A 24,675-nucleotide genomic window follows, 5' to 3' on the forward strand; every position below is an offset into this window, starting at 1 on the left:
TTGCCGGGGGGCCCCGTTAACGGCCGTGAGAGTCGGGCGATTCGCCGCGCCTTGCCGATGAGCAAGAGCGCCGTTCGCCCCAAAGCAGAGTGGGACCGCGTATCAACGACGCCTCTGCAGCGAGAGCTGCCGTGGCGTCTTTTTTCGCATCCGGCGGCTCCGCGGTTGACAGTCGATGCTCCGGCATGGCCGGCAGCACACATCGAGGGGGGAAGAACATGGGCTTCTGGGAAACGGTGCGTTCCGACATAGAAGCGGTGTTCGAAAACGATCCGGCCGCCCGAAGCCGGTTCGAGGTGGTCTTCACGTATTCGGGCCTGCACGCCATATGGGCGCACAGAATCGCGCACGCCTTCTTTAAGCGCCGATGGTACTCCGCGGCCCGCGTCATCTCGCAGGTGAGCCGCTTCATGACCGGCATCGAGATCCATCCCGGCGCGAGGATCGGACGCAAGCTGTTCATCGACCACGGGATGGGCGTAGTCATCGGGGAGACGTGCGAGATCGGCGACGAGGTCGTCATCTACCAGGGCGTGACGCTCGGCGGCACAGGCAAGGAAAAGGGCAAGCGCCACCCGACCATCGGCAACCGCGTCGTCGTCGCTTCGGGCGCCAAAGTATTGGGTTCGTTCAAAGTGGGCGACAATTCCAATATAGGCGCCAACTCCGTCGTGCTGCGCGAGGTGCCGCCGGACAGCACGGTCGTCGGCATCCCCGGCCGCGTCGTGAAGCGGGGCGGGCAGCGCATCGGCGACCGTCTCGACCATACCAACCTGCCGGACCCCGTCATCGAGACGTTCCGTTTCATGCAAAAGGAAATCGACGACCTGAAGGGCGAGCTCGAGCACCTGAAGCGGGAGCAGAGCGGTTACTTTGAACCGAGGCCGCTCGAGCTGAAGGCCAGATGCGATTCGGGGACCGACGAGGGCGACGGCAAGCCGGAGCCCGAACCCGCCTACTCTGCCGCGCGTTCAAGAACAACAAAGGAGCCGTAAACGACCATGACCCTTCGCATTTACAATACGCTGACCCGCGAGGCCGAAGAATTCGTGCCCCAGCAGCCCGGCCAAGTCACGATGTACGTATGCGGACCGACCGTATACGGGTATATTCATATCGGGAACGCGCGTCCCGTCATCTTCTTCGACGTCGTGCGCCGGTATATGGAGCATGCCGGTTACAAGGTCAATTATCTCACTAACTTTACCGACGTCGACGACAAGATGATCCGGCGCGCAGACGAGATGGGCATCACGGTGCCCGAGCTCGGCGAGCGCTTCATCCAGGCGTTCATCGAGGACACGACCGCGCTCGGCGTCGTTCCCGCTACGCAGAATCCGCGGGTGACCGATACGATTCCGGAGATCGTCTCGTTTATCCGGACCCTCGAGGAAAAGGGCTACGCTTACGAAAGCGGCGGAGACGTGTATTACCGGACCGCGCGCTTCCCCGATTACGGCAAGCTGTCTCACAAGAACCTCGCGGACCTGCAATACGGCATCCGGATCGAGGTGGACGAGCGCAAGGAATCGCCGCAGGACTTCGTCCTTTGGAAAGCGGCCAAGCCGGGCGAGATCAGCTGGAGCAGCCCATGGGGCGAAGGACGCCCGGGCTGGCACATCGAGTGCTCGGCGATGGTGCTCAAGTACGCGGGAGAGACGCTCGACATCCACGGCGGCGGCAACGACCTGCAGTTCCCGCACCACGAGTGCGAGATCGCGCAGTCCGAAGCGCTGACCGGCAAGCCGCTGGCGCGCTACTGGATGCACAACGGCTTCGTCAATATCGACAACGAGAAAATGTCCAAGTCCATCGGCAACGTGGTGAATCCCCGGGAGCTGCTGCAGCGTACGAGCGCGCAGGCGATCCGGTACATCATGCTGACGGGGCACTACCGGAGCCCGATCAACTTCAGCGAGGAATCCGTATCCCAGGGCGAGAACAGCGTCCAGCGCCTGGCCAACGCCCGGGACAATCTCAAGCACCGGCTGTCCTCGGTGTCCGATCTGGTGCCGGCGGATCCGTCCGTGACGCCCAGGCTCGCGCAGTTTCGGGCGGCGTTCGACGAGAAGATGGACGACGACTTCAATACGGCCGACGCGATCACGGTCTGGTTCCAGGCGGTGTCCGACGCCAATACCTACCTGAAGCGCGATGCCGCCTGCGCGGCCGATATCCACGCTTATCTGGAGCTGATGGCGGAGTTCGACCGCGTGCTGGGCCTGCTGCCGCCCGAAGCGGGCGCCGAGCTGCTGGACGCGGAGGTCGACGGTCTGATCGCCGAGCGCGCCGAGGCGCGCAAGCGCCGCGACTTCGCGAGGGCGGACGAGATTCGCGACCTGCTGGCGGACAAAGGGATTATCCTCGAGGATACGGCTCAGGGGATGCGGTGGCGCCGCAAATGACGGAGCGACTCGCGAACATGGAGCCGGTCATCGCGCCTGAACTGCCGCCGGACCAGCCCGTTCACCTGCTTAATCCGATCGTGCTCGCCTACGTCGGCGACGCCGTATTCGAGGTGTACGTCAGGCAGCGGCTGGTCGCCTCCGGCTCGCGCAAACCTCACGAGCTGCACAAGGCCGCCACGCGCTACGTATCCGCGGCGGCGCAGGCGCGCCTGCTGGCGCGCTGGGGGCCGGCGCTGACCGAGGAGGAGGCGGACGTCGCGAGGCGCGGCCGCAACGCGAAGTCCGGTCAGCCGCCGCGCAACGCGGACCCCGGAGATTACCGGCATGCGACGGGTCTGGAGTGCCTGGTCGGCTATTTATATTACAAGGGACAGCGCGCGAGGCTCGAGGAGCTGATCGGCCTCGCGTTCGCGCCCGAAGAGAACCAGCCGGAGCGTTCCGAGGGACCCGGGCGAAAGGAAGAGACGACATGAGCAATCGCAGCAATCGCCCGGGAGGTCCGGGCAAGCCGGAGCGTCCGGCGCAGAGAACGAGGACGCCGGCCGCCTACGGACGGCCGGGAGCAGGCGCGGAGAGCCGCGGCGCGCGGCAGCAGGCGGAAGGCAGGAACGCCGGGGCAGAAGGCCGCGGGGGGGCGGAGGGCCGTCCCGCGGACAAGCTGGGCGGCGGCATGGCCGGCCGCAGGCACGCAGGCGGCGGCGCAGGGTTCAGGTCCGGCGGAGCGGGGGACCGGCGGGGCGGCGTCTCGCAGCCGGCGCGCGAACGCCGGCAGGAAGCGGACGCCGCCGCGCGCGAGGAACGGTCGCGCGCGCTGGCATACGCGGACGGGGCTGAGGACGCCGGCGGCGACGAGGATGCGGCCGAAGAGGGCGAGCAGTATCTCGCCGGCAAGCATCCGGTGCTCGAGGCGCTCAAGGCCGGCCGGGCGCTGAACAAGATCTGGCTCTCCAGCCAGGCGCAGAAGAGCCTCGTCCAGCCGATCCTGGAGGAAGCCAAGGGACGCGGCGTCGTCGTTCAGTACGCCGACAAGCGCAAGCTGGACAGCCTGGCGCCCGGCATGCAGCATCAGGGCGTGGTGGCGCAGGCCGCCGCCGTCTCTTACGCCGAGCCGGCGGAGCTGCTCGCGCGCGCGGCCGAGCGCGGCGAGGCGCCTCTGATCGTGCTGCTCGACGAGATCGAGGACCCGCACAACCTGGGGTCCATCCTCCGGTCCGTCGACTGCACGGGCGCCCACGGCGTCATCGTGCCCAAGCGCCGCAGCGCGAGCCTCACGGCCGTCGTCGCCAAGACGAGCGCGGGCGCGGTCGAATACGTACCCGTCGCGCGGGTGTCCAACCTGGCGCAGACGATCGACCGTCTCAAGGAGGCGGGCGTCTGGATCGCCGGCGCGGCCGGCGAGGCGAAGACTGATGTCTACGCCACCGACCTCACCGGCCCGATCGCGATCGTGATCGGCAGCGAGGGCAAGGGCCTGTCCCGGTTGATCCGCGAGAAGTGCGACTTCCTCATCTCGCTGCCGATGTTCGGCAAGCTCAACTCGCTCAACGCCTCGGTCGCCGCGGGCATCATCCTTTACGAAGCCGTGCGCCAGCGGCTTGCGAAGCGCGGCGGCGGTCCGGGCAAGGGCGGCCATGCTTCGCCGTGAGGACATTCTGATCGTCGACGGATACAATATGATCGGCGCCTGGCCCGAGCTGGACCGGCTGAAGGCGAGCCGGCTGGAGGATGCCCGCGACAGGCTGCTCGACATGCTGGCGGATTATCAGGGATATTTGGGGCTTAAGATCGTCGTCGTATTCGACGCCTTTCGCGTGCCGGGCGCCGGGGCGAAGCTCAAGCAGCATCGGCTCGGCGTCGTGTACACCCGCGAGAAAGAGACCGCGGACGAGTGCATCGAACGTCTGGTGGGAGAAGTGAGGTCCGTCCGCCGCGACGTGTACGTCGCTACCTCCGATCAGACCGAACAGCATGTGGCCTTCGGCCGCGGCGCGCTGCGCCTGTCCGCGCGCGAGCTGCTGCTCGCGGTGGAGGAGAGCCGGCGGGAGATCGGCAGGACGATCCGCCGGGAGCCGCCTCCCAAGCGGAATCCGCTCGGCGGGGTGCTGAGCGAGGACGTGGCGCGGGTATTGGAGCAGTGGCGCAGAGGCGATCGTGCGTCCGACGATTCGGGCGGCAAGACCTAGGTCCGCAGTCGTCCGGGACCTCCCGCCTGCCGGCTGCCGGGTTCCGGTCGGGGTGCCGAATGGGCCGCAAGTCGGTTTACCAAAACGCAAACAAATGTCCGCATTCCCCGGAAGCCTTGAATTATAAGGGTTTTCTTCATTGACGCTATGGGGTACATCAAGTATATTGGTAATAGTTTGGTAGGTAGATCCAGTGCGTATCCTGGAATGTCTTGAAGCCGGAGGGATGACCCGTGAGCGTCGACGTGAACGAGCTTGCAACATATGATTACGACTTCAAGACCGACGAGGATATCGTAGAGTCGGTCCGCGCGGGCGATTCCGATGCACTGGAGTACTTGATCAATAAGTACCGCAATTTCGTCCGGGCGAAGGCCCGTTCTTATTTTTTGATCGGCGCGGAGCGCGAGGACATCGTGCAGGAGGGCATGATCGGCCTGTACAAGTCGATCCGCGACTTCAAGGGAGACAAGCTGGCTTCCTTCAAGGCGTTCGCGGAGCTGTGCATCACCCGTCAGATCATCACCGCGATCAAGACCGCGACCCGGCAGAAGCATATTCCGCTCAATTCCTACGTTTCGCTGGACAAGCCCATCTACGACGAGGACTCCGACCGTACGCTGCTGGATGTCATCTGCGGCTCCCGCGTCTGCGATCCCGAGGAGATGATCATCAACCAGGAGGAGTTCTACGGTCTCGAGGACAAGATGTCAGAGATTCTGAGCGACCTGGAGCGCAAGGTGCTGATGCTCTATCTGGACGGACGTTCTTATCAGGAGATCGCCGTCGACCTCGACCGTCACGTCAAGTCGATCGACAACGCGCTTCAGCGCGTGAAGCGCAAGCTGGAGCGGTATTTGGAAGTCAGGGATATCGGGCTTTAAGCCGGCACAATGCCGTTTAACTGCATAAGTAACGCATACAGGGCAGCGCCGGACGGCAGGCTGCTTTTTTCATTTTCAAGGGCGCGCGGCGCAGCGTGTTTAAAGAGCGCATCCGCATGGCTAGAATAGTAGAGAGCTCTGCGGCCCAAGTCCGGAATAACGTCCCAGACCGGCGCCCCTATATCAATAGTCAAGCTTTTTCGTTGACATTGCATATGGGCTATGATAAATTACTTTAGTAACCTTAAGGTGGAGTTTTATGCGCAGCCCTGAATATGGTGTGATACGCCAGGTGTCGTTGTCGTACGTAACGACGTAGGCGTGTTAACCGGATTCAATGTCTTTTTTTTTGTGATCTGGCACAGCCCGGGAGGTGGAACAGATGCGGGTAATCATCACTCTCGCTTGCACGACCTGCAAGCAGCGGAATTATGCGACGACCAAGAACAAGCGCACGCACTCCGATCGCATCGAACTGAAGAAGTTCTGCAAGTTCTGCAATGAGCACACAGCTCATCGCGAGACGCGCTAAGCTCTAGGAGGTTTTGGGACGTGACTTTCCTGGCCAAAATGAAACAGAGCTTTGGGTCCTTTACTTCGTTCTTTGCCGATAGTTGGAGTGAACTGAAGAAAGTCCGTTGGCCCAAACGTAAAGAGTTGGTCAGCTACACGCTCGTCGTTATCGTGACGGTAGTGATCGTAACTATTTACTTTTGGGTATTGGACGTCATCATTTCGCGGTTGATCGACCTCGTCATTTAACGCGGAACCCAAAGGTGGCTTTTCCGATGGAAAAAAGATGGTATGTAGTTCACACGTACTCCGGTTACGAGAACAAAGTTAAGACGAACCTGGAGAAGCGCGTGGAATCGATGGGCATGCAGGACAAGATTTTTCGCGTGCTCGTGCCCATGGAGGAAGAACTGGTCAACAAGGACGGCAAGAAAAAGACCGTGATGCGCAAAGTGTATCCGGGCTACGTCCTCGTCGAGATGGTTCAGACGGACGATTCCTGGTACGTGGTCCGCAACACGCCCGGCGTGACCGGGTTTGTCGGATCGACCGGATCGGGATCGAAGCCTACGGCCCTGTTGCCCGAAGAAGTGGATCAGATTCTGAAACACATGGGCATGGAGGAACCGAAGCCGGTCATCGACTTCGAATTGAAGGAAAATGTCCGCGTCAAGGTTGGTCCCTTCGCGAACTTCGTCGGATCGGTCGAAGAGATCCTTCACGACAAGAGCAAGCTGAAGGTGCACGTCAACATGTTCGGCAGAGAAACCCCGCTTGAGCTGGATTACACTCAGGTGGAGAAGATATAATAGTCTGGCGGATGGGGGCGTTCGCGCCGCCGCTCGCAGGTTTCTGGATTTGAGCGGGAGGGACCAAGCATCCCGTTATACCGCATTTTGAGCTGGAGGTGCAACAACATGGCAAAAAAGGTCATTAAAATGGTCAAGCTGCAGGTACCGGCCGGCAAGGCTAACCCTGCGCCGCCTATCGGTCCCGCACTGGGTCAAGCAGGCGTTAACATCATGGCCTTCTGTAAGGAATTCAACGCGCGTACGGCCGACCAAGCCGGCCTGATCATTCCGGTCGTCATCACCGTATTCGAAGACCGTTCCTTTACGTTCGAGACGAAGACGCCGCCTGCGGCAGTTCTGCTTCGCGTCGCTGCTGGCATCCCTAAGGGATCCGGCGAGCCGAACAAGAAGAAGGTCGCTACCGTTAAGCGCGCGAAGGTTCGCGAGATCGCCGAGCAGAAGATGCAGGATCTCAACGCGGCTTCCGTCGAAGCGGCTATGCGTATGGTCGAAGGCACTGCCCGCAGCATGGGCGTCGTCATCGAAGACTAATAGCGAACCTGCATCGGGGATCGCGATCGCGCTTGGCCCCTACCCGGGGACAACGCGCGAAGTGGGAGGAGACTTCCGTTACTACCACACAAGGAGGAGAACTACATGGCTAAGCACGGCAAGAAATACCAAGAAGCCGCCAAGCTGATCGACCGCGACGCAACTTATGAAGCTGCCGAAGCGATCGAGCTTGTGAAGCAAGCGGCCAAGGCCAAGTTCGACGAATCCGTCGAAGTGGCTGTCCGTCTCGGCGTCGACCCGAGAAAGCAAGACCAGAACGTGCGCGGCGTCGTCGTCCTGCCTCACGGCACGGGTAAGACCCAGCGCGTGCTTGTATTCGCCAAGGGCGACAAGCTCAAAGAAGCCGAAGCCGCTGGCGCTGACTATGTCGGCGACACGGACCTCATCAACAAGATCCAGCAGGGCTGGTTCGAATTCGACGTCTGCGTAGCGACGCCGGACATGATGAGCGAAGTCGGCAAGCTCGGCCGTATCCTCGGCGGTAAGGGCCTCATGCCTAACCCCAAGGCCGGCACGGTTACGAACGACGTGACCAAGGCCGTCCAAGAGATCAAGGCCGGTAAGATCGAGTACCGTCTGGACAAAGCAGGTCAAATTCACGCTCCGATCGGCAAGGTATCCTTCGATTCGGCGAAGCTCGCCGACAACCTGAAGGCACTGGTCGACGCGCTGAACCGCGCCAAGCCGTCCGCCGCAAAGGGCATCTACCTGAAGAACATCTCGATCTCCTCGACGATGGGCCCAGGTGCGCGCCTGAACGTTTCGGCGTACCGTCTCTAATCGCCAGCTTCTGGCGGTTGACAGACCGAGTATGGACGTGTTACTTTAATCAAGTTGAATATTAATACCGTAGACCGTAGGTGCCGCGAGGCTTAATTTCCTACCGAGGTGTGTGTATACATTCGTTACTCGTTTCTGCTTGGCAGAGATGCGTAAGATTAATGTAGCGATCATGCCTCCGCGATGTCTGCGGGGGCATTTTTTAATGCCTTGGTGAAGACCATCTGCCTTGCAGACGATCGGTGCGGTGAAGTCCTACGACCAGGAGGTGTACGAAATGGCAAATGCAAAAATTATCGAAGGCAAACAGCAGGAAGTCGAAGCGATCGCCGCCAAGCTCAAGTCGAGCGCGAGCACGGTCGTTGCCGATTACCGCGGTCTGAACGTCGCTCAAGTTACCGAGCTCCGCAAGCGTCTGCGCGATGCGGGCATCGAGTTCCAAGTTCTGAAGAACTCGCTGGTCAGCCGCGCTGCGGCTAGCGTTGAACTCAGCGATCTGGATGCCGTACTGACGGGTCCTACCGCTGTAGCGTTCAGCTCCACGGACGTCGTTGCCGCCGCGAAGATCCTGAACGACTTCGCGAAGAAGAACGATGCGCTTAAGCTGAAGGGCGGCGTCATCGAAGGCCGCTTTATCGACGCGGTTCAAGTTAAGGCACTGGCCGACCTGCCTTCCCGCGAAGGCTTGCTGTCCATGCTCCTCAGCGTCCTGCAAGCTCCGATGCGCAACTTCGCGCTCGCCGTCAAGGCGGTCGCAGAGAAGAACGAAGCAAGCGCATAAGTCGAACGCCTCGGCATCCGGGGCGCGCGAATTGAATTTCCACCAACAAATCATCTAATATAACGGAGGTACTACCATGAGCAAAGAGTCCATCTTGGAAGCCATCAAAGGCATGAGCGTCCTGGAACTGAACGACCTGGTAAAAGCAATCGAAGAAGAATTCGGCGTAACTGCTGCAGCACCTGTAGCTGCTGGCGCAGTTGCAGTAGCAGAAGTCGAAGAGCAAACTGAATTCGACGTTATCCTGCTCGAAGCTGGCGCTTCCAAGATCAACGTCATCAAGGTTGTTCGCGAAATCACGGGTCTCGGCCTGAAGGAAGCGAAGGACGTTGTTGACAACGCTCCTAAAGCCGTTAAAGAAAAAGTGGCTAAGGACGAAGCTGACGCTGTTAAAGCTAAGCTCGAAGAAGCCGGCGCTAAGGTCGAAGTTAAGTAATTTTGGCCTCACAATCGATTACAAACCCCTTGAAGCTTGTCTTCGAGGGGTTTGTGCATGAGAGGGGAAGAGGAGATGGCCGATCATTATTATTCGCGGCAGCCTAGCGCGCGCAGCGATCGCAAGAATATCGAGGCCGTGCTTCGCGGAGAGAAGCTTCGGTTCGTCTCCGATTCCGGCGTGTTCTCGCGGGACGGGGTGGACTACGGCAGCCGGGTGCTCCTTGATCATATCGAACTGGGGCAGCAAGACCGCGTGCTGGACGTGGGTTGCGGCTACGGCCCGATCGGCCTGACGGCGGCCCGCCTGGTGCCGCGAGGACATGTGACGATGCTCGACGTGAACGAACGGGCGGTGGCGCTGAGCCGGGAGAATGCCGCGCTTAACGGAATCGTCAACGTCGAGATTCAAGTGAGCGATCTCTATGCGGCCGTAGAGAACCGGACGTTCGACGTCATCTTGTCCAACCCGCCCATCCGTGCGGGCAAAGAAGTCGTGCATCGTATTCTCGAGGAAGCCGCCGCGCATCTGAACCCGGGCGGATCGCTCTGGATCGTTATTCAGAACAAGCAAGGCGCGCCGAGCGCCAGGGCCAAACTCGAGGCATGCTTCGGCGAAGAGCAAGTGAGCGAGGTCGGCAAGGATAAAGGTTATCGGGTGTACAGGGCGATAAAGTCTTGATCAATTCCCGTTTGACCTCGCTGGGCGATTGTGTTACTATTAGAAGATGTCAGATTTAAGATGGGCTAGTTGTCTGCATGTAAAAAGATGTTAGATGAGTACCATTCATAGGAATAAAAATACGCCGATTGGCGTATATTGGGTGAATGGGCTGGATATGAGTGCCATTGTGCCGCCGCATGGGGCATAGGGGCTTTTCTTTGTTTGCCGCTGCGTTTGGTTGACACATTTGCGCTTTTGCGTATCCTCCCGCTGTTATTTTACCCACTTTCCGCGTTTAATCATACCGTAGGGTTCCCCGCGGGACGGCTGCCTCTGCTAGTGCTGGAGAGAGGATCTCGCTCCGCTACCATATGCTTCACAGTAGACTGAAGGGGTGAGGATAAGTTGGCAGGACATCTTGTTCAGTATGGTCGCCGCACCAGGCGCAGTTATGCCCGCATTCATGAGGTGCTGGACATTCCGAACCTGATCGAGATCCAGCAGCAATCGTACCAGAAGTTCCTGGACGACGGGCTGCGCGAGATCTTCCAGGACATCTCCCCGATCTCGGACTTCACGGGCAATCTCGTGTTGGAGTTCGTAGACTACAGCCTTGGAGAGCCGAAGTATTCGGTCGACGAATCCAAGGAACGCGACGTGACGTACGCGGCTCCGCTGCGCGTCAAGGTACGCCTGCTCAACAAGGAGACGGGCGAGGTCAAGGAACAGGAAGTGTTCATGGGCGATTTCCCGCTCATGACGGAGACCGGTACCTTCATCATCAACGGCGCCGAGCGCGTCATCGTTAGCCAATTGGTGCGTTCGCCTAGCGTGTATTACAGCACCAAGGTCGACAAGAACGGCAAGAAGACCTACACCGCTACGGTTATTCCGAACCGCGGCGCTTGGCTCGAGCTCGAGACGGACGCCAAGGACATCATCTACGTGCGCATCGACCGCACGCGCAAGATTCCGGTCACGGTACTGCTCCGCGCGCTGGGATTCGGCATGGACGCCGAGATTCTGGACTTGCTCGGGCAGGACGAGTTCATCCGCAACACGCTGGATAAGGACAACACCGACTCCACGGAGAAGGCGCTGATCGAGATCTACGAGCGTCTGCGTCCGGGCGAACCGCCGACCCTGGAGAACGCGCGCAGCCTGCTGATCGCCCGCTTCTTCGATCCGAAGCGCTACGATCTGGCCAACGTCGGCCGTTACAAGATCAACAAGAAGCTTCATATTAAAAACCGTCTGTTCAACCAGCGCCTCGCGGAGACGCTCGTCGATCCGTCGACCGGCGAGATCATCGCCGAGTCGGGACAGGTCATCGACCGCCGTCTGCTCGACCAGATCCTCCCGATGCTGGAGAAGAACGTCGGCTTCAAGAACTATCGCGTGACCGGCGTCAACGAAGCCGAGGACATCCCGCTGCAGAGCATTCTCGTGCACTCGCCGGTTGAAGAAGGCAAGGTCGTCAAGATCATCTCCAACGGCATCATCGACAAGTCGGTGAAGCATATCACGCCGGCGGACATTATCTCGTCCATCAATTACTTCATCGACCTGCTGCACGGGATCGGCAGCACCGACGACATCGACCACTTGGGCAACCGTCGTCTGCGTTCGGTCGGCGAGCTGCTGCAGAACCAGTTCCGCATCGGCTTGTCCCGTATGGAGCGCGTCGTCCGCGAGCGCATGTCGATCCAGGACCAGAACGCGATTACGCCGCAGGCGCTGATCAACATCCGTCCGGTCATCGCCGCGATCAAGGAATTCTTCGGTTCGTCCCAGCTGTCGCAGTTCATGGACCAGACGAACCCGCTCGCGGAGCTGACGCACAAGCGCCGTCTGTCCGCGCTCGGTCCGGGCGGTCTGACGCGCGAACGCGCGGGCTTTGAAGTGCGCGACGTACATCCGTCCCACTACGGCCGCATGTGTCCGATCGAGACGCCCGAAGGTCCGAACATCGGTCTGATCAACTCGCTGTCCACGTTCGCGCGGATCAACGAGTACGGCTTCATCGAAGCGCCGTACCGCAAGGTCGATCACAGCACCGGCATCGTCACCGAAGAGATCGTCTACATGACCGCGGACGAAGAGGACAATTACATCATCGCCCAAGCGAACGCCCAGCTCACCGAAGAGGGCAAGTTCGCCGACGATATGGTCATCGTCCGTTACAATAAGCAAGCCGACAACATCCTGACCATGCCGAGCGACCGCGTCGACTACATGGACGTATCGCCGAAGCAAGTCGTGTCCGTCGCGACCGCGATGATCCCGTTCCTCGAGAACGATGACTCCAACCGTGCGCTGATGGGCTCGAACATGCAGCGTCAAGCGGTGCCGCTGCTCGTCCCGGATTCGCCGTACGTAGGCACCGGCATGGAGCACAAGGCAGCGAAGGACTCCGGCGTCTGTATCGTCGCCAAGCACGACGGCGTCATCGAGCGCGTCACGGCCAACGAGATCTGGCTGCGCCGGATCGAGATGCTGGACGGCAAGGAAGTCAAAGGCGACGTCATCAAGTTTAAGCTGCAGAAGTTCATGCGGTCGAACCAAGGTACCTGCATCAACCAGCGTCCGATCTGCCGCAAGGGCGACATCGTCAAGAAGGGCGACATCCTGGCCGACGGTCCGTCCACGGATACCGGCGAACTGGCGCTCGGACGCAACGTCGTCGTCGCGTTCATGACGTGGGAAGGCTACAACTACGAGGATGCGATCCTGCTGTCCGAGAAGCTCGTGAGAGAGGATGTCTACACCTCGATTCATATCGAGGAGTACGAGTCCGAAGCGCGCGACACCAAGCTCGGGCCTGAAGAAATCACGCGCGACATCCCGAACGTCGGGGAAGACGCGCTCCGCAATCTCGACGAGCGCGGCATCATCCGCGTCGGCGCCGAGATCAGCGCGGGCGACATCCTCGTCGGCAAGGTCACGCCGAAGGGCGTTACCGAGCTGACCGCTGAGGAACGCCTCCTGCACGCGATCTTCGGCGAGAAGGCGCGCGAAGTGCGCGACACCTCGCTCCGCGTACCTCACGGCACCGACGGCATCGTCGTCGACGTGAAGGTGTTCACGCGGGAGAACGGCGACGAGCTGCCGCCGGGCGTTAACCAGCTGGTGCGCGCCTATATCGCGCAAAAGCGGAAAATCTCCGAAGGCGACAAGATGGCCGGACGCCACGGCAACAAGGGCGTTATCGCGCGCATCCTGCCGGAAGAAGACATGCCGTTCCTGCCGGACGGCACGCCGGTCCAAGTCGTCCTGAACCCGCTGGGCGTACCGTCGCGGATGAACATCGGGCAAGTGCTCGAGGTTCACCTGGGCATGGCCTGCCGCTACCTCGGCATTCGCGCGGCGACGCCGGTATTCGACGGCGCGCGCGAGCACGACGTGTTCGACACGATGGAAGAAGCAGGCATGCAGCGCAACGGCAAGACCAAGCTGTACGACGGCCGCACGGGCGAACCGTTCGAGCGCGAAGTCACCGTCGGCGTTCTGTATATGATCAAGCTCGCGCACATGGTCGACGACAAGATCCATGCTCGTTCTACCGGCCCTTACTCGCTCGTCACCCAGCAGCCGCTGGGCGGCAAGGCCCAATTCGGCGGCCAGCGTTTCGGGGAGATGGAAGTATGGGCGCTCGAGGCCTATGGCGCTGCCTATACGCTGCAAGAAATTCTGACCGTGAAGTCCGACGACGTCGTCGGCCGCGTGAAGACGTACGAATCGATCGTCAAGGGCGAGAACGTCCCTGAGCCTGGCGTGCCGGAATCGTTCAAGGTCTTGATCAAGGAGCTTCAGAGCCTTGGCATGGACGTGAAGATCTTGTCCGGCGACGAGCAGGAGATCGAGATGAGAGAGATCGACGACGAGGACGATACGACCGGCGACAAGCTGAACTTGAACCTGGAAGGCTCCGAGGTCAGCGCCGAGTAATACCGATAGGATCCGTCCGGGTCCCGTGCGCGAACCGCACGGGTTCCGTCCGGGCCATCGCCGACGTAAGCAGCACGAGATCGTCACGACCGTTCGTCAATCGCAACGTAATCCGAGCCACGATGAAGGAGGGCTTGCTCCTTGTTAGACGTTAACAATTTCGAGTTTATGAAGATCGGGCTAGCTTCCCCGGACAAGATCCGTTCATGGTCCCGAGGCGAAGTCAAAAAGCCTGAAACGATTAACTATCGTACCCTTAAGCCGGAGAAAGAAGGTCTTTTCTGCGAAAAGATCTTCGGGCCGACCAAGGACTGGGAATGCCATTGCGGCAAGTACAAGCGCGTCCGTTACAAGGGCGTCGTGTGCGACCGCTGCGGCGTCGAAGTCACCCGCGCGAAGGTGCGCCGCGAGCGCATGGGCCACATCGAGCTCGCCGCTCCGGTTTCGCATATCTGGTATTTCAAAGGCATTCCGAGCCGCATGGGCCTCGCCCTCGACATGTCGCCGCGTTCGCTCGAAGAGATCATCTACTTCGCATCTTACGTCGTGACGGATCCGGGCGACACGCCGCTTGAGAAGAAGCAGCTTCTGTCCGAGAAGGAATACCGCAGCTACCGCGAGAAATACGGCTACGCGTTCAGCGCCGGCATGGGCGCCGAAGCGGTGAAAAAGCTGCTGCAGGACATCGATCTCGACCGCGAGCTCGAAATGTTGAAGGAAGAGCTCCGCACGGCGCAAGGCCAACGCCGCAACCGCGCGATCAAGCGTCTCGAAGTCGTCGAATCGTTCCGCAACTCCGGCAACCTGCCGGACTGGATGATCCTCGACGTGCTGCCGGTCATCCCGCCGGAGCTTCGTCCGATGGTACAGCTGGACGGCGGCCGCTTCGCGACCTCCGACCTTAACGATCTGTACCGCCGCGTCATCAACCGGAACAACCGTCTGAAGCGCCTGCTCGACCTGGGCGCGCCGGACATCATCGTACAGAACGAAAAGCGGATGCTGCAGGAAGCCGTCGACGCCCTGATCGACAACGGCCGCCGCGGCCGCCCGGTCACGGGCCCCGGCAACCGTCCGCTGAAGTCCCTCAGCCATATGCTGAAGGGCAAGCAAGGCCGCTTCCGTCAGAATCTGCTCGGTAAGCGCGTCGACTATTCCGGACGTTCCGTTATCGTCGTCGGGCCGAGCCTGAAGATGTACCAATGCGGTCTGCCGAAGGAAATGGCGCTCGAGCTGTTCAAGCCGTTCGTCATGAAGGAGCTCGTGCTCAAGGGCCAGGCGCACAACATCAAGAGCGCGAAGCGCAAAGTCGAACGCGTCAGCCCGGAAGTATGGGACGTGCTCGAAGAAGTCATCAAGGAGCATCCGGTTCTGCTGAACCGCGCCCCTACGCTTCACCGTCTGGGCATCCAGGCGTTCGAACCGATCCTGGTCGAAGGCCGCGCGATCAAGCTGCATCCGCTCGTCTGTACGGCCTACAACGCCGACTTCGACGGCGACCAGATGGCGGTCCACGTGCCGTTGTCGGCAGAAGCGCAGGCTGAAGCGCGCCTGCTTATGCTGGCGTCCGGCAATATCCTGAACCCGAAGGACGGCAAGCCTGTCGTCACGCCTTCGCAGGATATGGTTCTCGGATGCTACTATCTGACGATGGACAATAAGGACGCGCATGGCGCGGGCATGCGCCTCGCCGAAGTGAACGAAGCCGTATCCGCGTACCAACGCGGCGCAGCCGATCTTCATGCGCGCGTCGTCATTCCGGTCAAGGCATTGAACAAGAAGACGTTTAACGAGAAGCAGCAAGACGCATTGCTCGTGACGACGATCGGCAAGATCATTTTCAACGAGATTTTCCCGGATACGTTCCCGTACATCAACGAGGCGACCAAGGACAATCTGCTGAAGGGTACGCCGGAGAAGTACTTCATCTATGACAAGGGCGCAAATCTCGACCAGATCATGCAGGATATCCCTACGCCTGGCGCAGTAGGCAAGGAATATCTCGGCAATATCATCGGCGAGTGCTTCCGCATCTACCATACGATGAAGACGTCGATCATTCTCGACGACATCAAGCAGCTCGGCTTCACTTACTCGACCCGCGCGGGCATCACGGTCGCCGTATCGGACGTCACGGTGCCTGTGGAAAAGGTCGAGATCCTGAAGAAATCCGACGAAGCCGTCAAGACGATATCGAACCAGTATCGCCGCGGTCTGATCACGGACAGCGAGCGCTACGACCGCGTTATCGACATCTGGTCGAAGACGAAGGACGAGATCACGGAAGTGCTCATGAAATCGATGGACCGCTACAACTCCATCATGCTCATGGTCGACTCCAAGGCGCGGGGCAACAAGTCGCAGATCACCCAGCTGGGCGGCATGCGGGGTCTGATGGCAACGCCGTCGGGCCGTATCTTCGAGCTCCCGATCAAGTCGAACTTCCGCGAAGGCCTGACGGTCCTCGAGTACTTCATCTCGACGCACGGAGCGCGTAAAGGTCTGGCCGATACGGCGCTTCGTACCGCCGACTCGGGCTACCTGACCCGCCGTCTCGTCGACGTCGCGCAGGACGTCATCGTCCGCGAAGAAGATTGCGGCACGGACAAGGGCATTATCGTCAGCCGCATCGAGGACGGCAAGGAAGTCATCGAGGAGCTGTTCGACCGGATCGAAGGACGCTACGCGTTCGAGACGATCCGTCATCCGGAGACCGGCGAGATCATCGTCGGCCGCAACGATCTGATCGATACGCCGAAGGCGGAAGAACTGATCCGCGCAGGCGTGGAGAAGCTGCAGATCCGCTCCGTGCTGAGCTGCCGCGCCCGCCACGGCGTGTGCAAGATGTGTTACGGCCGCAACCTGGCGACGGGCAAGAAGGTCGAGATCGGCGAAGCGGTCGGCATCATCGCCGCCCAATCGATCGGCGAGCCGGGCACCCAGCTGACGATGCGTACGTTCCACACCGGCGGCGTTGCCGGAGACGATATCACGCAAGGTCTGCCGCGTATTCAGGAGCTTTTCGAAGCCCGGAATCCGAAGGGCCAAGCGGTCATCTCCGAGATCGACGGCGTCGTCAAGGAGATTCGCGAGACCAAGGATCGCCGCGAGATCGAAGTGCAGGGGGATGCCGAGACCAAGGTCTATCCTGTCACTTACGGCTCCCGGATCCGCGTCTACGAAGGTCTGCACATCGAGGCAGGCGACGAGCTCACCGACGGTTCGATCGATCCGAAGGAAATGCTCCGCATTAAGGGCGTACGCGGCGTGCAGAACTACATTCTGCAGGAAGTACAGCGCGTATACCGGAACCAGGGCGTTGAGATCAACGATAAGCACGTTGAAGTTATGATCAAGCAGATGCTTCGGAAGATCCGGATCGTCGATCCCGGGGATACGACGCTGCTGCCTGGATCCTTCGTCGACGTGCATGAATACGAAGCGGCGAACCGCGAAGCGATCTTTGCAGGCAACGAGCCTGCGGTCGCGCGTCCGGTCCTGCTCGGCATCACCAAGGCATCGCTCGAGACCGACTCGTTCCTCTCGGCTGCCTCGTTCCAAGAGACGACCCGCGTCCTCACGGACGCAGCCATCAAGGGCAAGGTCGACCGCCTGCTCGGCCTGAAGGAGAATGTCATCATCGGCAAGCTCATTCCGGCGGGCACGGGGATGTCGCGTTACCGCAACATCCGCGTCGTCGATCCGACCGAAGAGGGCTACGAAGACGAAGCGGAACTGGAACCGGTATCGGCCGAGTAACGCTTCTGTGACGAAAAAGACTGCCGGGCATCCGTCCGGCAGTCTTTTTTTGCGCTGTACGGGATACCTGCCGAGGAGGCCACTATGCCGGCCGGCGTTTACGAACGCGAGTAGAATCGGGTAAACTCTAAAAAAGCCCCGAATGAGAGCGGTAGCGCGGGAGACTGCGCCGTTGCCTTCATGATGGGGACAAGGGAGCCTAGCCGCCATGAAAAATACAAGAGCATCCGCGACGCTGCTTGTAAGTCAATTTATTTTTGTCCTGCTCGTCATTCCTTGGCTGATCGTCGCCTTGATGTCGTTCATGATTTTCGATTCGCCGGATTCGGTCGAGACCGCGTGGCCGATCGCCGTTGTCGTATTCGTATGGGCTTACCCGCTCGGCCTGATCGTCAGCATCGCCTTGAGCTGGGTGCTCTACCACAAGCGCAAGTTCAGGGGAGCGGTCTGGTGTAATTTCATTCCGCTTATTTGGCTGCTGCCGGCGGTATATGTTACCTTTTTCCTCGATTCCTTTTGAGCGGTCGTCGTTTGTAGCGCGCACCGCATATCGTCCGCGAAGCCTGTCCGCCTTCTCGACTGGAGAAGCGTGGGACGGGCTATTTGGCGTGCGGCGGGATTGTCCACATGTGGATGACGGATTATACGTCCGGATTGTCCACGGGGATGAGCCGGGTGAGCGGTTATGCGCCTGTGAATAACGCAGAAAGGATTGCAAATGCGCCTACATTTCCCCAAACTGCCCACAACCTTGGGATAAACCCGCCTCGAGTGTGAATAAACGCATTGTGAAACGCCCTTTAGATTTAATAGTATTAACGTATATGACCGTTAAAGAACGGAAGTGAAGGGCCTTTGCGTACGAACGCCATACTCCGGCTCGAGAAGGCGAGCAAGCATTATAAAGGAAAAGCGGTTTTGGACGATGTCTCGATAGCGCTGAACCGGGGAGAAACCGTGGCCATAACGGGACCCAACGGCTCAGGCAAGAGCACGCTGCTAAAATTGCTGGCAGGGCTCTCTGCGCTATCCTCGGGCACAAGGGAGCTTAACGGCGGCGGCGGAGGAGACAGAATGGTCATCGGATATGCGCCGGATCATCTCCCGAAGCTTAAATTCACGGCACGGGAATATTTGAACCATATGGCCGCGATACGGGGACTGGATGCCGCGACGAGATTGCGGAGAATCGAGGAGCTGCTCGAACAGGTAAATCTGAGGGATCGGCCAGGGCAGCAGATGAGGTATTTCTCGAAAGGGATGCTCCAAAAGGTGAATCTCGTGCAGGCGCTGCTTGGCGAGCCCGAGCTTCTCCTGTTGGACGAGCCGATCGGCGGTTTGGACGAGGAGGCGCAGAGCGTGCTCGGCGGCATGCTTAGGAGCCTAAGGCTAGAAGGAATGGCCGTCGTCGTCGCCGGTCACGAGCATGCCATACTCCGCCAATGGGCGGATCGCATTATCAGTATTAGCGACGGGCGGATCGTTGCGGTCGAGGATTCGCCGCTCTCGGTCGGAGAGATATACTGGCGACGGATTGTCTGCCGATGGCCGGCGGGAAGAGAGACGGAAGCGGCGGCGCTCGGACGCTTGTCCGGCATGCTGCAATACCGGCTGGAAGACCGGACGACAGCCGTCTATTGGGCCGATGCCGAGCGGAGCGACGCACTGCTGCGCGAGCTGCTGGAGGCAGGCGCCTCGGTCGATTCCGTAGCCATGGGAACGGGAAGGATGATCTGAAGCATGCTGCCGCTAATAGGTTATCATTTGGCTTACTATACGAGATCTTACCGCTACGTGGCACCTGTGATCGCATACGTGGGGTTTCTCCTTTTTATTTACACGCTTACGCCGAACCCGGTCATGGAGAGCTATGCGTTTTCCGCCGTCTGGCTATTCGTCGTCTCCGCCTGGATCGCCTTCGGCTTCGCGGATCTGGAGCCGGGCGCCCAACAGCCGGTGACCGCCTTGCACGCCGGCAGCGCGAACAACTATCACCTGTCCAAGCTGCTGTTGATGACCTTCGTCGGCTTGCTGCTCGCGCTGTTCGCCGTCCTGTATCCGGCCCTTGCCGGCAAATTCGAACGGGCGCCCGCGGCGGGAGAGTGGATCGCGGCATTATTCGCGCATGCGGGCCTATTCGTTCTCGGCATGGGCATCTCGCTCTGGTTCACCGAACGGGGGTTTGGCAAATCTCAAGCCTCGCTGCCGGCGCTGATGGCGTTCTCGTGCTGTCGCTCGCTTCGGGCCCAGCGCTCGAGCGTGTTCATGCTAGTGCGGGCTGCGTACGCTGGCTGCTGCCGCCGTCGGGTCTCGTATCCGAGGTCCTGACGAGACAAGATCGATACTCGGAATGGGAGACGGCAGGTATGATTTTGTATGCGTTTGCGTATGCGGCACTGTTGAGCGGAGGATTCGTGCTTCGGGCCTCCCGGCATAAGTTCTAGCCGAGAGGGCTCGGGAAAATGCGCATTTAATCATTGACAAAATAGGCTAAACACCCTAAAGTAATGATAAACGTTATCAATGATAATGATAATCATTAATATTTGGGGGCAAAGAAATGAAAAGACAGTCGTTTTTTCGAATGAACCGAAGCAAGCGGGGCAGAGGTCTTCTTCTGTTCGCTATGATGGCCGCGGTGTTCGCGCTGGCCGCGTGCGGCAACAGTAACAATGGGAACCATTCATCGCCTGCAGCGAGCAGCCAACCGGCAGCAACCGCCAGCGCGTCCCAGAGCGCGTCCGCAAGTCCTTCGGCCAGCCCGTCCGCCGAAGCGCAGACCGGTACGATCACGTATCAATCCGAAGCGGGACCGGTCGAGGTCCCCGCGAACCCTCAGCGGGTAATCGTGCTGTCGGGCTACACGGGAGACGTGCTTCAGTTGGGCGTGCCGCTGGTCGGCGTAGACTCGTGGTCGGTCGCGAATCCGCGCTTCGCCGACAAGCTTCAAGGCGTGACCGAGGTGTCGGACGAAGATCTGGAGAAAATTATCGAGCTGCAGCCCGATCTCATCATCGGCTCCTCGGATTCCAAAAATCAGGATAAGCTGAAGCAGATCGCGCCGCTTGTCACGTATACCTATAATAAAGTCGACTATCTGACCCAGCATCTGGAGATCGGCAAGGCGCTGAACAAGGAGAAGGAAGCGCAGGCTTGGATCGACGATTTCAAGCAGCGGGCGACCGCGGCGGGGGAAGAGATCAAGGCGAAGATCGGTCCGGACGCGACCGTGTCGGTCATGGAGGCGTACGATAAGGAAGTGTACACGTTCGGAGACGCCTGGGGCCGCGGCACGGAGATCCTGTTTCAGCTGATGGGTCTCAACATGCAGCCGAAGGTCAAAGAATCGACCGCGAAGGACGGATACTTCACCCTGTCCGCAGAGGTGCTGCCGGATTACGCCGGCGATTACATCATTCTGAGCAAGGACCCGGGAGCCGACACTTCCTTTCAAAAGACCGAGACCTACAAAAACATACCTGCGGTGAAAAACAACCGCGTGTATGAAGTCGATTCGCGAACGTTCTACTTCAACGACGCGATGACGCTCGAATGGCAGCTGGCGTTTTTCAAGGAAAAGTTCCTCGGTAACTAACTCACGGATGAAGCGGGAATTTCGCGACCGAGCGAGGTTCCCCTTTCCTATTTTTAATAGAAAGCGGAGCGGCTGATGAACTCGAACAGAAAAATGAAGTTTGCCGTGACGCTCGTCGCGGGATTGATCGCGCTGGCATGCATGTTCACGGTCTCCATGATATTCGGCGCCAAGGATACGACCGTCAACGACGTGTGGCTCGCTCTGACCACCCGGGAGGCGGGAGAAAGGCTTACCCCCCTGCGCGAATTGCGGCTGCCCCGCGAGACGGCGGGCATGATCATCGGAGCGGCGCTAGGCGTGGCGGGCGCCGTCATGCAGGGCCTGACGCGCAATCCGCTGGCCGACCCGGGAATCATCGGTCTATCCGCGGGCGCAAGCGCGGCTCTGGCGTTCACGATGGCGACGATGCCGTCCGTCGGTTACTTCGGCATGATGATCGCGTGCTTCATCGGCGCGGGTGTAGGCGCGGTGTTGGTGCTGGGCATCGGCGCCGCGCGCAAGGGCGGCATGTCTCCGATGCGGATGGTGCTGGCGGGCTCCGCCGTGTCGGCCTTTCTGTACGCCGTGTCGGAAGGCATCGGCCTCGCGTTCAAGATTTCCAAGAACATATCGATGTGGACGGCGGGCGGCCTGATCGGCACGACTTGGGGGCAGATCCAGACGATCTCGCCTTTCATAGGGCTCGGCATCCTGGCGGCCATCGTGCTGGGCAAGGCGCTGACCCTGCTGAGCGCGAACGAGGAAGCGGCGATCGGGCTCGGGCTGCGCACCGGCCAGATCAAATTCGTGCTGTATGCGGCCGTTATCGTATTGACGGGCGCATCGGTGGCGCTGATCGGCAATATGGCGTTCGTCGGTCTCATGATTCCGCATATGGTGCGAATGCTCGTAGGCACGGACTATCGCAAAGTTGTGCCGATGTCCGCGATCGTCGGGGCGATATTCATGCTGGCCGCCGATACGATAGCGCGGACGGTCATCGCGCCGTACGAACCGCCTATGGCGTCCATCATCGCGATCATGGGGCTGCCGTTCTTCCTGTTCATCGTGCGCAAAGGGGTGAAGACGACGCCATGACCGACACGCGTTCGCTTCGCAAACAGCAGATTATCGTCGTATCGCTCGTCGCTTTGACGCTCCTGACGATTGTCGTCAGTCTCGGTCTCGGATCTTCGTCCGTCTCTTACGGGCGGATCATCCCGACGATACTCGGGCACGGCAGCTTCAAGGAAAAGTTTGTCCTGTTCGATCTGCGCCTGCCCCGCATCTGCATCGTGGCCGTGGCCGGCATGGCGCTCGCGCTGTCCGGCTCGATCCTGCAGGGGATCACCAACAACGACCTGGCCGATCCGGGCATTCTGGGCATTAATTCAGGCGCCGGCATCGGCGTGGCGATCAGCTTCCTGCTGATCCCTGCCGAACCGGGTTCATTCGTGTATGTAATCCCGGTATCCGCCTTCCTAGGCGCGATGGCGACGGCCGCGCTGCTCTACGCTTTTTCCTACGATAGGCAATCGGGACTTCATCCGATGCGTCTAGTTTTAGTCGGCATCGGCTTTTCGTTGGCATTTTCCGGCCTGATGGTGTTCATCACTTCCGCGGTCGATATCTACAAAGTCGACTTCATCTCCCGCTGGCTCGCCGGCAACGTATGGGGGACGGACTGGACCTTCCTGTGGGCGCAGCTGCCATGGCTTGTCGTGCTGCTGCCGTATACGCTGTATAAGTCCAACACGCTGAACCTGCTGTCGCTCAACGACGCGACCGCGATCGGCACCGGGGTGCCGATCGCCCGGGAGCGCGTCGGCCTGCTTGTCGCCTCCGTGGCGCTCGCCGCCTCGGCCGTGGCCGTCACGGGCGGCATCGCGTTCATCGGGCTGATGGCGCCGCATATCGCCAAGTCGCTGGTCGGACCGCGCTATCAGCGCTTCGTGCCCGTAGCCGTGCTGACCGGCGGTTTCCTGCTGCTGCTGGCGGATACGATCGGCCGCAATCTGGGGAATTCGCAAGGCGTCGCCGCCGGCATCGTCGTTTCCTTTATCGGCGCGCCGTATTTCGTTTATCTGCTGCTGAGGCGGGTCTGAGGCGCGAACGGACTGATTTTTGCTTATGCCTGTCCGCGCTCCGTTCAATTAGGCTTATTCTTTCCCGTCCGAAATATACTTTGCAATGAAATAATCAGTAAAGTATACTAATCTTGTGACGGGGGGAGCGATTGGCAGCATGAAGACGATAAAGACTCCGAGATATCAATTGATCGTTGACGACATTAAAAAGAAAATATTAAACGGCGAGATCTCGACCGAGGAACCGATTCCTTCTCAGATCGAGCTGGCCAGAATATATGAGACGAGCGAGATCACGTCGCGCCGCGCTTTGACCGAACTAGCCCAAGAAGGCATGATTTACAGAGTCAGAGGCAAAGGTTCGTACGTCAGCAGGTTTTATGCCGAGACCTCCGGCGCCGAATCGCGCATCGAGACCATTTATTTAATCTATCACGCCCTGCCCGTCGAACAGTTCAACCATGGCTTTTTCGCCGACCTGTTGCGGGGCCTGCACGAGAAGTGCGAGGAGAACCAGGTGCAGTTCCAGATGTGGGATATCGGAGAACGCGAAAAGCTGCCGCCCAATCCCGAACGCTCCGGCCTGGTGCTGTTGCCCGGGGCGATGGAGACGGACTTCGTATCGGCCGATATCGTGGCAGGCTGGAAGAGCGAAGGCCGTAAAATCGTGACGGTTCATTTTTACTTTCCTCATCTCCAGATTCCGTATGTCATCGTCGACAATATGACAGGAGGATACCTCGCCACCCAGCACCTGCTCTCGATCGGTCACCGGCGTATCGGCATCGTGCTGACCGGCAGCTCGCTCGCGGGCCTTAACCAGGAGTTCTCGCTGCGGTTCCAGGGCTACAAGCTGGCGCTGTCGCAGTATAAGATCGAGTTCGACCCGGCGCTGGTCGTCGTCATCGAAGGAAGCATGGAGCAAGCGGACTCGGGCGCCCAGGGCTTCGACCGGCTCATGGACCTGGACGCGCCGCCGACCGCGGTCTTCCTGACGAGCGATATCAAGGCGTTTGGCGCGATGAAGGCGGCAGAGCGCAGAAATCTTGTCGTTCCGGGAGACGTCAGTCTGGTTGGTTATGACGATCTGTTCGTCAGCAGTTACGTTCGTCCCGGCCTGACGTCCATCAATCAGAACACGTACCGCGTCGGCAAAAGAGCGGTCGAGTTGCTGCTCGAGGGCGAGATCGCAGGCGACAAAGAATTCAGCAAGGACGAAATCGTGCCCAGCCTGATTATCCGGGACAGCACCACCGAATGGAATCCAGAAGATTGAAACGGATCCGATACGG

23 protein-coding genes and 1 other annotated feature are annotated in these 24,675 nt (G+C 59.9%); all 23 genes read left to right on the plus strand.

Annotated features, from left to right (window positions below):
• Window positions 1–218: 218 nt before the first annotated feature.
• The 23 genes from cysE (at window position 219) to PQG80_RS23155 (ending at window position 24,659) form a co-directional block, all read left to right on the plus strand.
• Window positions 219–995: a serine O-acetyltransferase gene (gene cysE / locus PQG80_RS23045; protein WP_271754009.1), complete on the plus strand. Its 777-nt coding sequence runs from the start codon at window positions 219–221 to the stop codon at window positions 993–995.
• Window positions 996–1,001: 6 nt separating this feature from the next.
• A complete protein-coding gene (gene cysS, locus PQG80_RS23050) occupies window positions 1,002–2,405 on the plus strand; it encodes a cysteine--tRNA ligase (protein ID WP_271754010.1) in 1,404 nt (467 codons plus the stop codon).
• Entirely contained in the window at window positions 2,402–2,881 is a 480-nt protein-coding gene (locus tag PQG80_RS23055; protein WP_271754011.1) for a Mini-ribonuclease 3, read from the plus strand. Before cysS ends, PQG80_RS23055 begins: the two co-directional genes overlap by 4 nt.
• 425 nt (window positions 2,882–3,306) lie before the next feature.
• Window positions 3,307–4,053, plus strand: a complete 747-nt coding sequence (gene rlmB / locus PQG80_RS23060; RefSeq protein WP_271754080.1) for a 23S rRNA (guanosine(2251)-2'-O)-methyltransferase RlmB — start codon at window positions 3,307–3,309, stop codon at window positions 4,051–4,053.
• Complete coding sequence (locus tag PQG80_RS23065) at window positions 4,040–4,591, plus strand: NYN domain-containing protein (protein ID WP_271754012.1); 552 nt, start codon at window positions 4,040–4,042, stop codon at window positions 4,589–4,591. Before rlmB ends, PQG80_RS23065 begins: the two co-directional genes overlap by 14 nt.
• A 233-nt stretch (window positions 4,592–4,824) precedes the next feature.
• Entirely contained in the window at window positions 4,825–5,475 is a 651-nt protein-coding gene (sigH, locus tag PQG80_RS23070) for an RNA polymerase sporulation sigma factor SigH (protein ID WP_090117938.1), read from the plus strand.
• Window positions 5,476–5,857: 382 nt separating this feature from the next.
• Window positions 5,858–6,007, plus strand: coding sequence for a 50S ribosomal protein L33 (gene rpmG, locus PQG80_RS23075; RefSeq protein ID WP_271754013.1), 150 nt, complete (start codon window positions 5,858–5,860; stop codon window positions 6,005–6,007).
• A 20-nt stretch (window positions 6,008–6,027) separates the two neighbouring features.
• Window positions 6,028–6,237 carry a preprotein translocase subunit SecE gene (gene secE, locus PQG80_RS23080; RefSeq protein ID WP_271754014.1) on the plus strand — a complete coding sequence of 70 codons (210 nt, stop codon included), beginning with the start codon at window positions 6,028–6,030 and terminating at the stop codon, window positions 6,235–6,237.
• Window positions 6,238–6,263: 26 nt separating this feature from the next.
• On the plus strand, window positions 6,264–6,797 hold the full coding sequence (gene nusG, locus PQG80_RS23085) for a transcription termination/antitermination protein NusG (protein ID WP_090117935.1): 534 nt from the start codon (window positions 6,264–6,266) through the stop codon (window positions 6,795–6,797).
• Window positions 6,798–6,905: 108 nt separating this feature from the next.
• Window positions 6,906–7,331 (plus strand): 50S ribosomal protein L11, encoded by a 426-nt coding sequence (rplK, locus tag PQG80_RS23090; RefSeq protein WP_090117934.1) that lies wholly within the window; start codon window positions 6,906–6,908, stop codon window positions 7,329–7,331.
• Between the two features lie 105 nt (window positions 7,332–7,436).
• The gene (rplA, locus tag PQG80_RS23095; protein ID WP_271754015.1) at window positions 7,437–8,132 is read left to right on the plus strand and encodes a 50S ribosomal protein L1; all 696 of its coding nucleotides are present in this window, start codon (window positions 7,437–7,439) and stop codon (window positions 8,130–8,132) included.
• 49 nt (window positions 8,133–8,181) lie between these two features.
• Window positions 8,182–8,345 (plus strand) — a sequence feature (ribosomal protein L10 leader region).
• A gap of 64 nt (window positions 8,346–8,409) precedes the next feature.
• A complete protein-coding gene (rplJ, locus tag PQG80_RS23100) occupies window positions 8,410–8,913 on the plus strand; it encodes a 50S ribosomal protein L10 (RefSeq protein WP_271754016.1) in 504 nt (167 codons plus the stop codon).
• A gap of 76 nt (window positions 8,914–8,989) precedes the next feature.
• Entirely contained in the window at window positions 8,990–9,349 is a 360-nt protein-coding gene (rplL, locus tag PQG80_RS23105; protein WP_090117931.1) for a 50S ribosomal protein L7/L12, read from the plus strand.
• A gap of 75 nt (window positions 9,350–9,424) precedes the next feature.
• On the plus strand, window positions 9,425–10,030 hold the full coding sequence (locus PQG80_RS23110) for a class I SAM-dependent methyltransferase (RefSeq protein WP_271754081.1): 606 nt from the start codon (window positions 9,425–9,427) through the stop codon (window positions 10,028–10,030).
• 387 nt (window positions 10,031–10,417) lie between these two features.
• The gene (gene rpoB, locus PQG80_RS23115; RefSeq protein WP_271754017.1) at window positions 10,418–13,960 is read left to right on the plus strand and encodes a DNA-directed RNA polymerase subunit beta; all 3,543 of its coding nucleotides are present in this window, start codon (window positions 10,418–10,420) and stop codon (window positions 13,958–13,960) included.
• A gap of 141 nt (window positions 13,961–14,101) precedes the next feature.
• Complete coding sequence (gene rpoC, locus PQG80_RS23120) at window positions 14,102–17,719, plus strand: DNA-directed RNA polymerase subunit beta' (protein ID WP_271754018.1); 3,618 nt, start codon at window positions 14,102–14,104, stop codon at window positions 17,717–17,719.
• 208 nt (window positions 17,720–17,927) lie between these two features.
• Window positions 17,928–18,239 (plus strand): hypothetical protein, encoded by a 312-nt coding sequence (locus PQG80_RS23125; RefSeq protein WP_271754019.1) that lies wholly within the window; start codon window positions 17,928–17,930, stop codon window positions 18,237–18,239.
• Between the two features lie 335 nt (window positions 18,240–18,574).
• Window positions 18,575–19,456 (plus strand): ATP-binding cassette domain-containing protein, encoded by an 882-nt coding sequence (locus PQG80_RS23130; protein WP_271754020.1) that lies wholly within the window; start codon window positions 18,575–18,577, stop codon window positions 19,454–19,456.
• Between the two features lie 3 nt (window positions 19,457–19,459).
• Complete coding sequence (locus PQG80_RS23135; RefSeq protein ID WP_271754021.1) at window positions 19,460–20,047, plus strand: hypothetical protein; 588 nt, start codon at window positions 19,460–19,462, stop codon at window positions 20,045–20,047.
• A 232-nt stretch (window positions 20,048–20,279) separates the two neighbouring features.
• Window positions 20,280–21,314 (plus strand): iron-hydroxamate ABC transporter substrate-binding protein, encoded by a 1,035-nt coding sequence (locus tag PQG80_RS23140; RefSeq protein WP_432432801.1) that lies wholly within the window; start codon window positions 20,280–20,282, stop codon window positions 21,312–21,314.
• Window positions 21,315–21,389: 75 nt separating this feature from the next.
• On the plus strand, window positions 21,390–22,394 hold the full coding sequence (locus PQG80_RS23145) for a FecCD family ABC transporter permease (protein ID WP_271754022.1): 1,005 nt from the start codon (window positions 21,390–21,392) through the stop codon (window positions 22,392–22,394).
• On the plus strand, window positions 22,391–23,401 hold the full coding sequence (locus PQG80_RS23150; RefSeq protein WP_271754023.1) for a FecCD family ABC transporter permease: 1,011 nt from the start codon (window positions 22,391–22,393) through the stop codon (window positions 23,399–23,401). Before PQG80_RS23145 ends, PQG80_RS23150 begins: the two co-directional genes overlap by 4 nt.
• Window positions 23,402–23,540: 139 nt before the next feature.
• Window positions 23,541–24,659, plus strand: coding sequence for a GntR family transcriptional regulator (locus tag PQG80_RS23155; RefSeq protein WP_271754025.1), 1,119 nt, complete (start codon window positions 23,541–23,543; stop codon window positions 24,657–24,659).
• Window positions 24,660–24,675 lie beyond the last annotated feature (16 nt).

Source organism: Cohnella rhizoplanae (genome assembly GCF_948329515.1).
Lineage (GTDB): Bacteria > Bacillota > Bacilli > Paenibacillales > Paenibacillaceae > Cohnella > Cohnella rhizoplanae.

Bases quoted from the DNA above. Each gene is read 5' to 3' on its own strand.
- cysE (WP_271754009.1), top strand. From the start codon at position 219: ATGGGCTTCTGGGAAACGGTGCGTTCCGACATAGAAGCGGTGTTCGAA.
- rpmG (WP_271754013.1), top strand. From the start codon at position 5,858: ATGCGGGTAATCATCACTCTCGCTTGCACGACCTGCAAGCAGCGGAAT.
- PQG80_RS23150 (WP_271754023.1), top strand. From the start codon at position 22,391: ATGACCGACACGCGTTCGCTTCGCAAACAGCAGATTATCGTCGTATCG.
- PQG80_RS23140 (WP_432432801.1), top strand. From the start codon at position 20,280: ATGAAAAGACAGTCGTTTTTTCGAATGAACCGAAGCAAGCGGGGCAGA.
- rplK (WP_090117934.1), top strand. From the start codon at position 6,906: ATGGCAAAAAAGGTCATTAAAATGGTCAAGCTGCAGGTACCGGCCGGC.
- rplA (WP_271754015.1), top strand. From the start codon at position 7,437: ATGGCTAAGCACGGCAAGAAATACCAAGAAGCCGCCAAGCTGATCGAC.
- nusG (WP_090117935.1), top strand. From the start codon at position 6,264: ATGGAAAAAAGATGGTATGTAGTTCACACGTACTCCGGTTACGAGAAC.
- PQG80_RS23135 (WP_271754021.1), top strand. From the start codon at position 19,460: ATGCTGCCGCTAATAGGTTATCATTTGGCTTACTATACGAGATCTTAC.
- PQG80_RS23110 (WP_271754081.1), top strand. From the start codon at position 9,425: ATGGCCGATCATTATTATTCGCGGCAGCCTAGCGCGCGCAGCGATCGC.
- rplL (WP_090117931.1), top strand. From the start codon at position 8,990: ATGAGCAAAGAGTCCATCTTGGAAGCCATCAAAGGCATGAGCGTCCTG.
- PQG80_RS23125 (WP_271754019.1), top strand. From the start codon at position 17,928: ATGAAAAATACAAGAGCATCCGCGACGCTGCTTGTAAGTCAATTTATT.
- PQG80_RS23065 (WP_271754012.1), top strand. From the start codon at position 4,040: ATGCTTCGCCGTGAGGACATTCTGATCGTCGACGGATACAATATGATC.
- PQG80_RS23055 (WP_271754011.1), top strand. From the start codon at position 2,402: ATGACGGAGCGACTCGCGAACATGGAGCCGGTCATCGCGCCTGAACTG.
- PQG80_RS23145 (WP_271754022.1), top strand. From the start codon at position 21,390: ATGAACTCGAACAGAAAAATGAAGTTTGCCGTGACGCTCGTCGCGGGA.
- cysS (WP_271754010.1), top strand. From the start codon at position 1,002: ATGACCCTTCGCATTTACAATACGCTGACCCGCGAGGCCGAAGAATTC.
- rplJ (WP_271754016.1), top strand. From the start codon at position 8,410: ATGGCAAATGCAAAAATTATCGAAGGCAAACAGCAGGAAGTCGAAGCG.
- PQG80_RS23155 (WP_271754025.1), top strand. From the start codon at position 23,541: ATGAAGACGATAAAGACTCCGAGATATCAATTGATCGTTGACGACATT.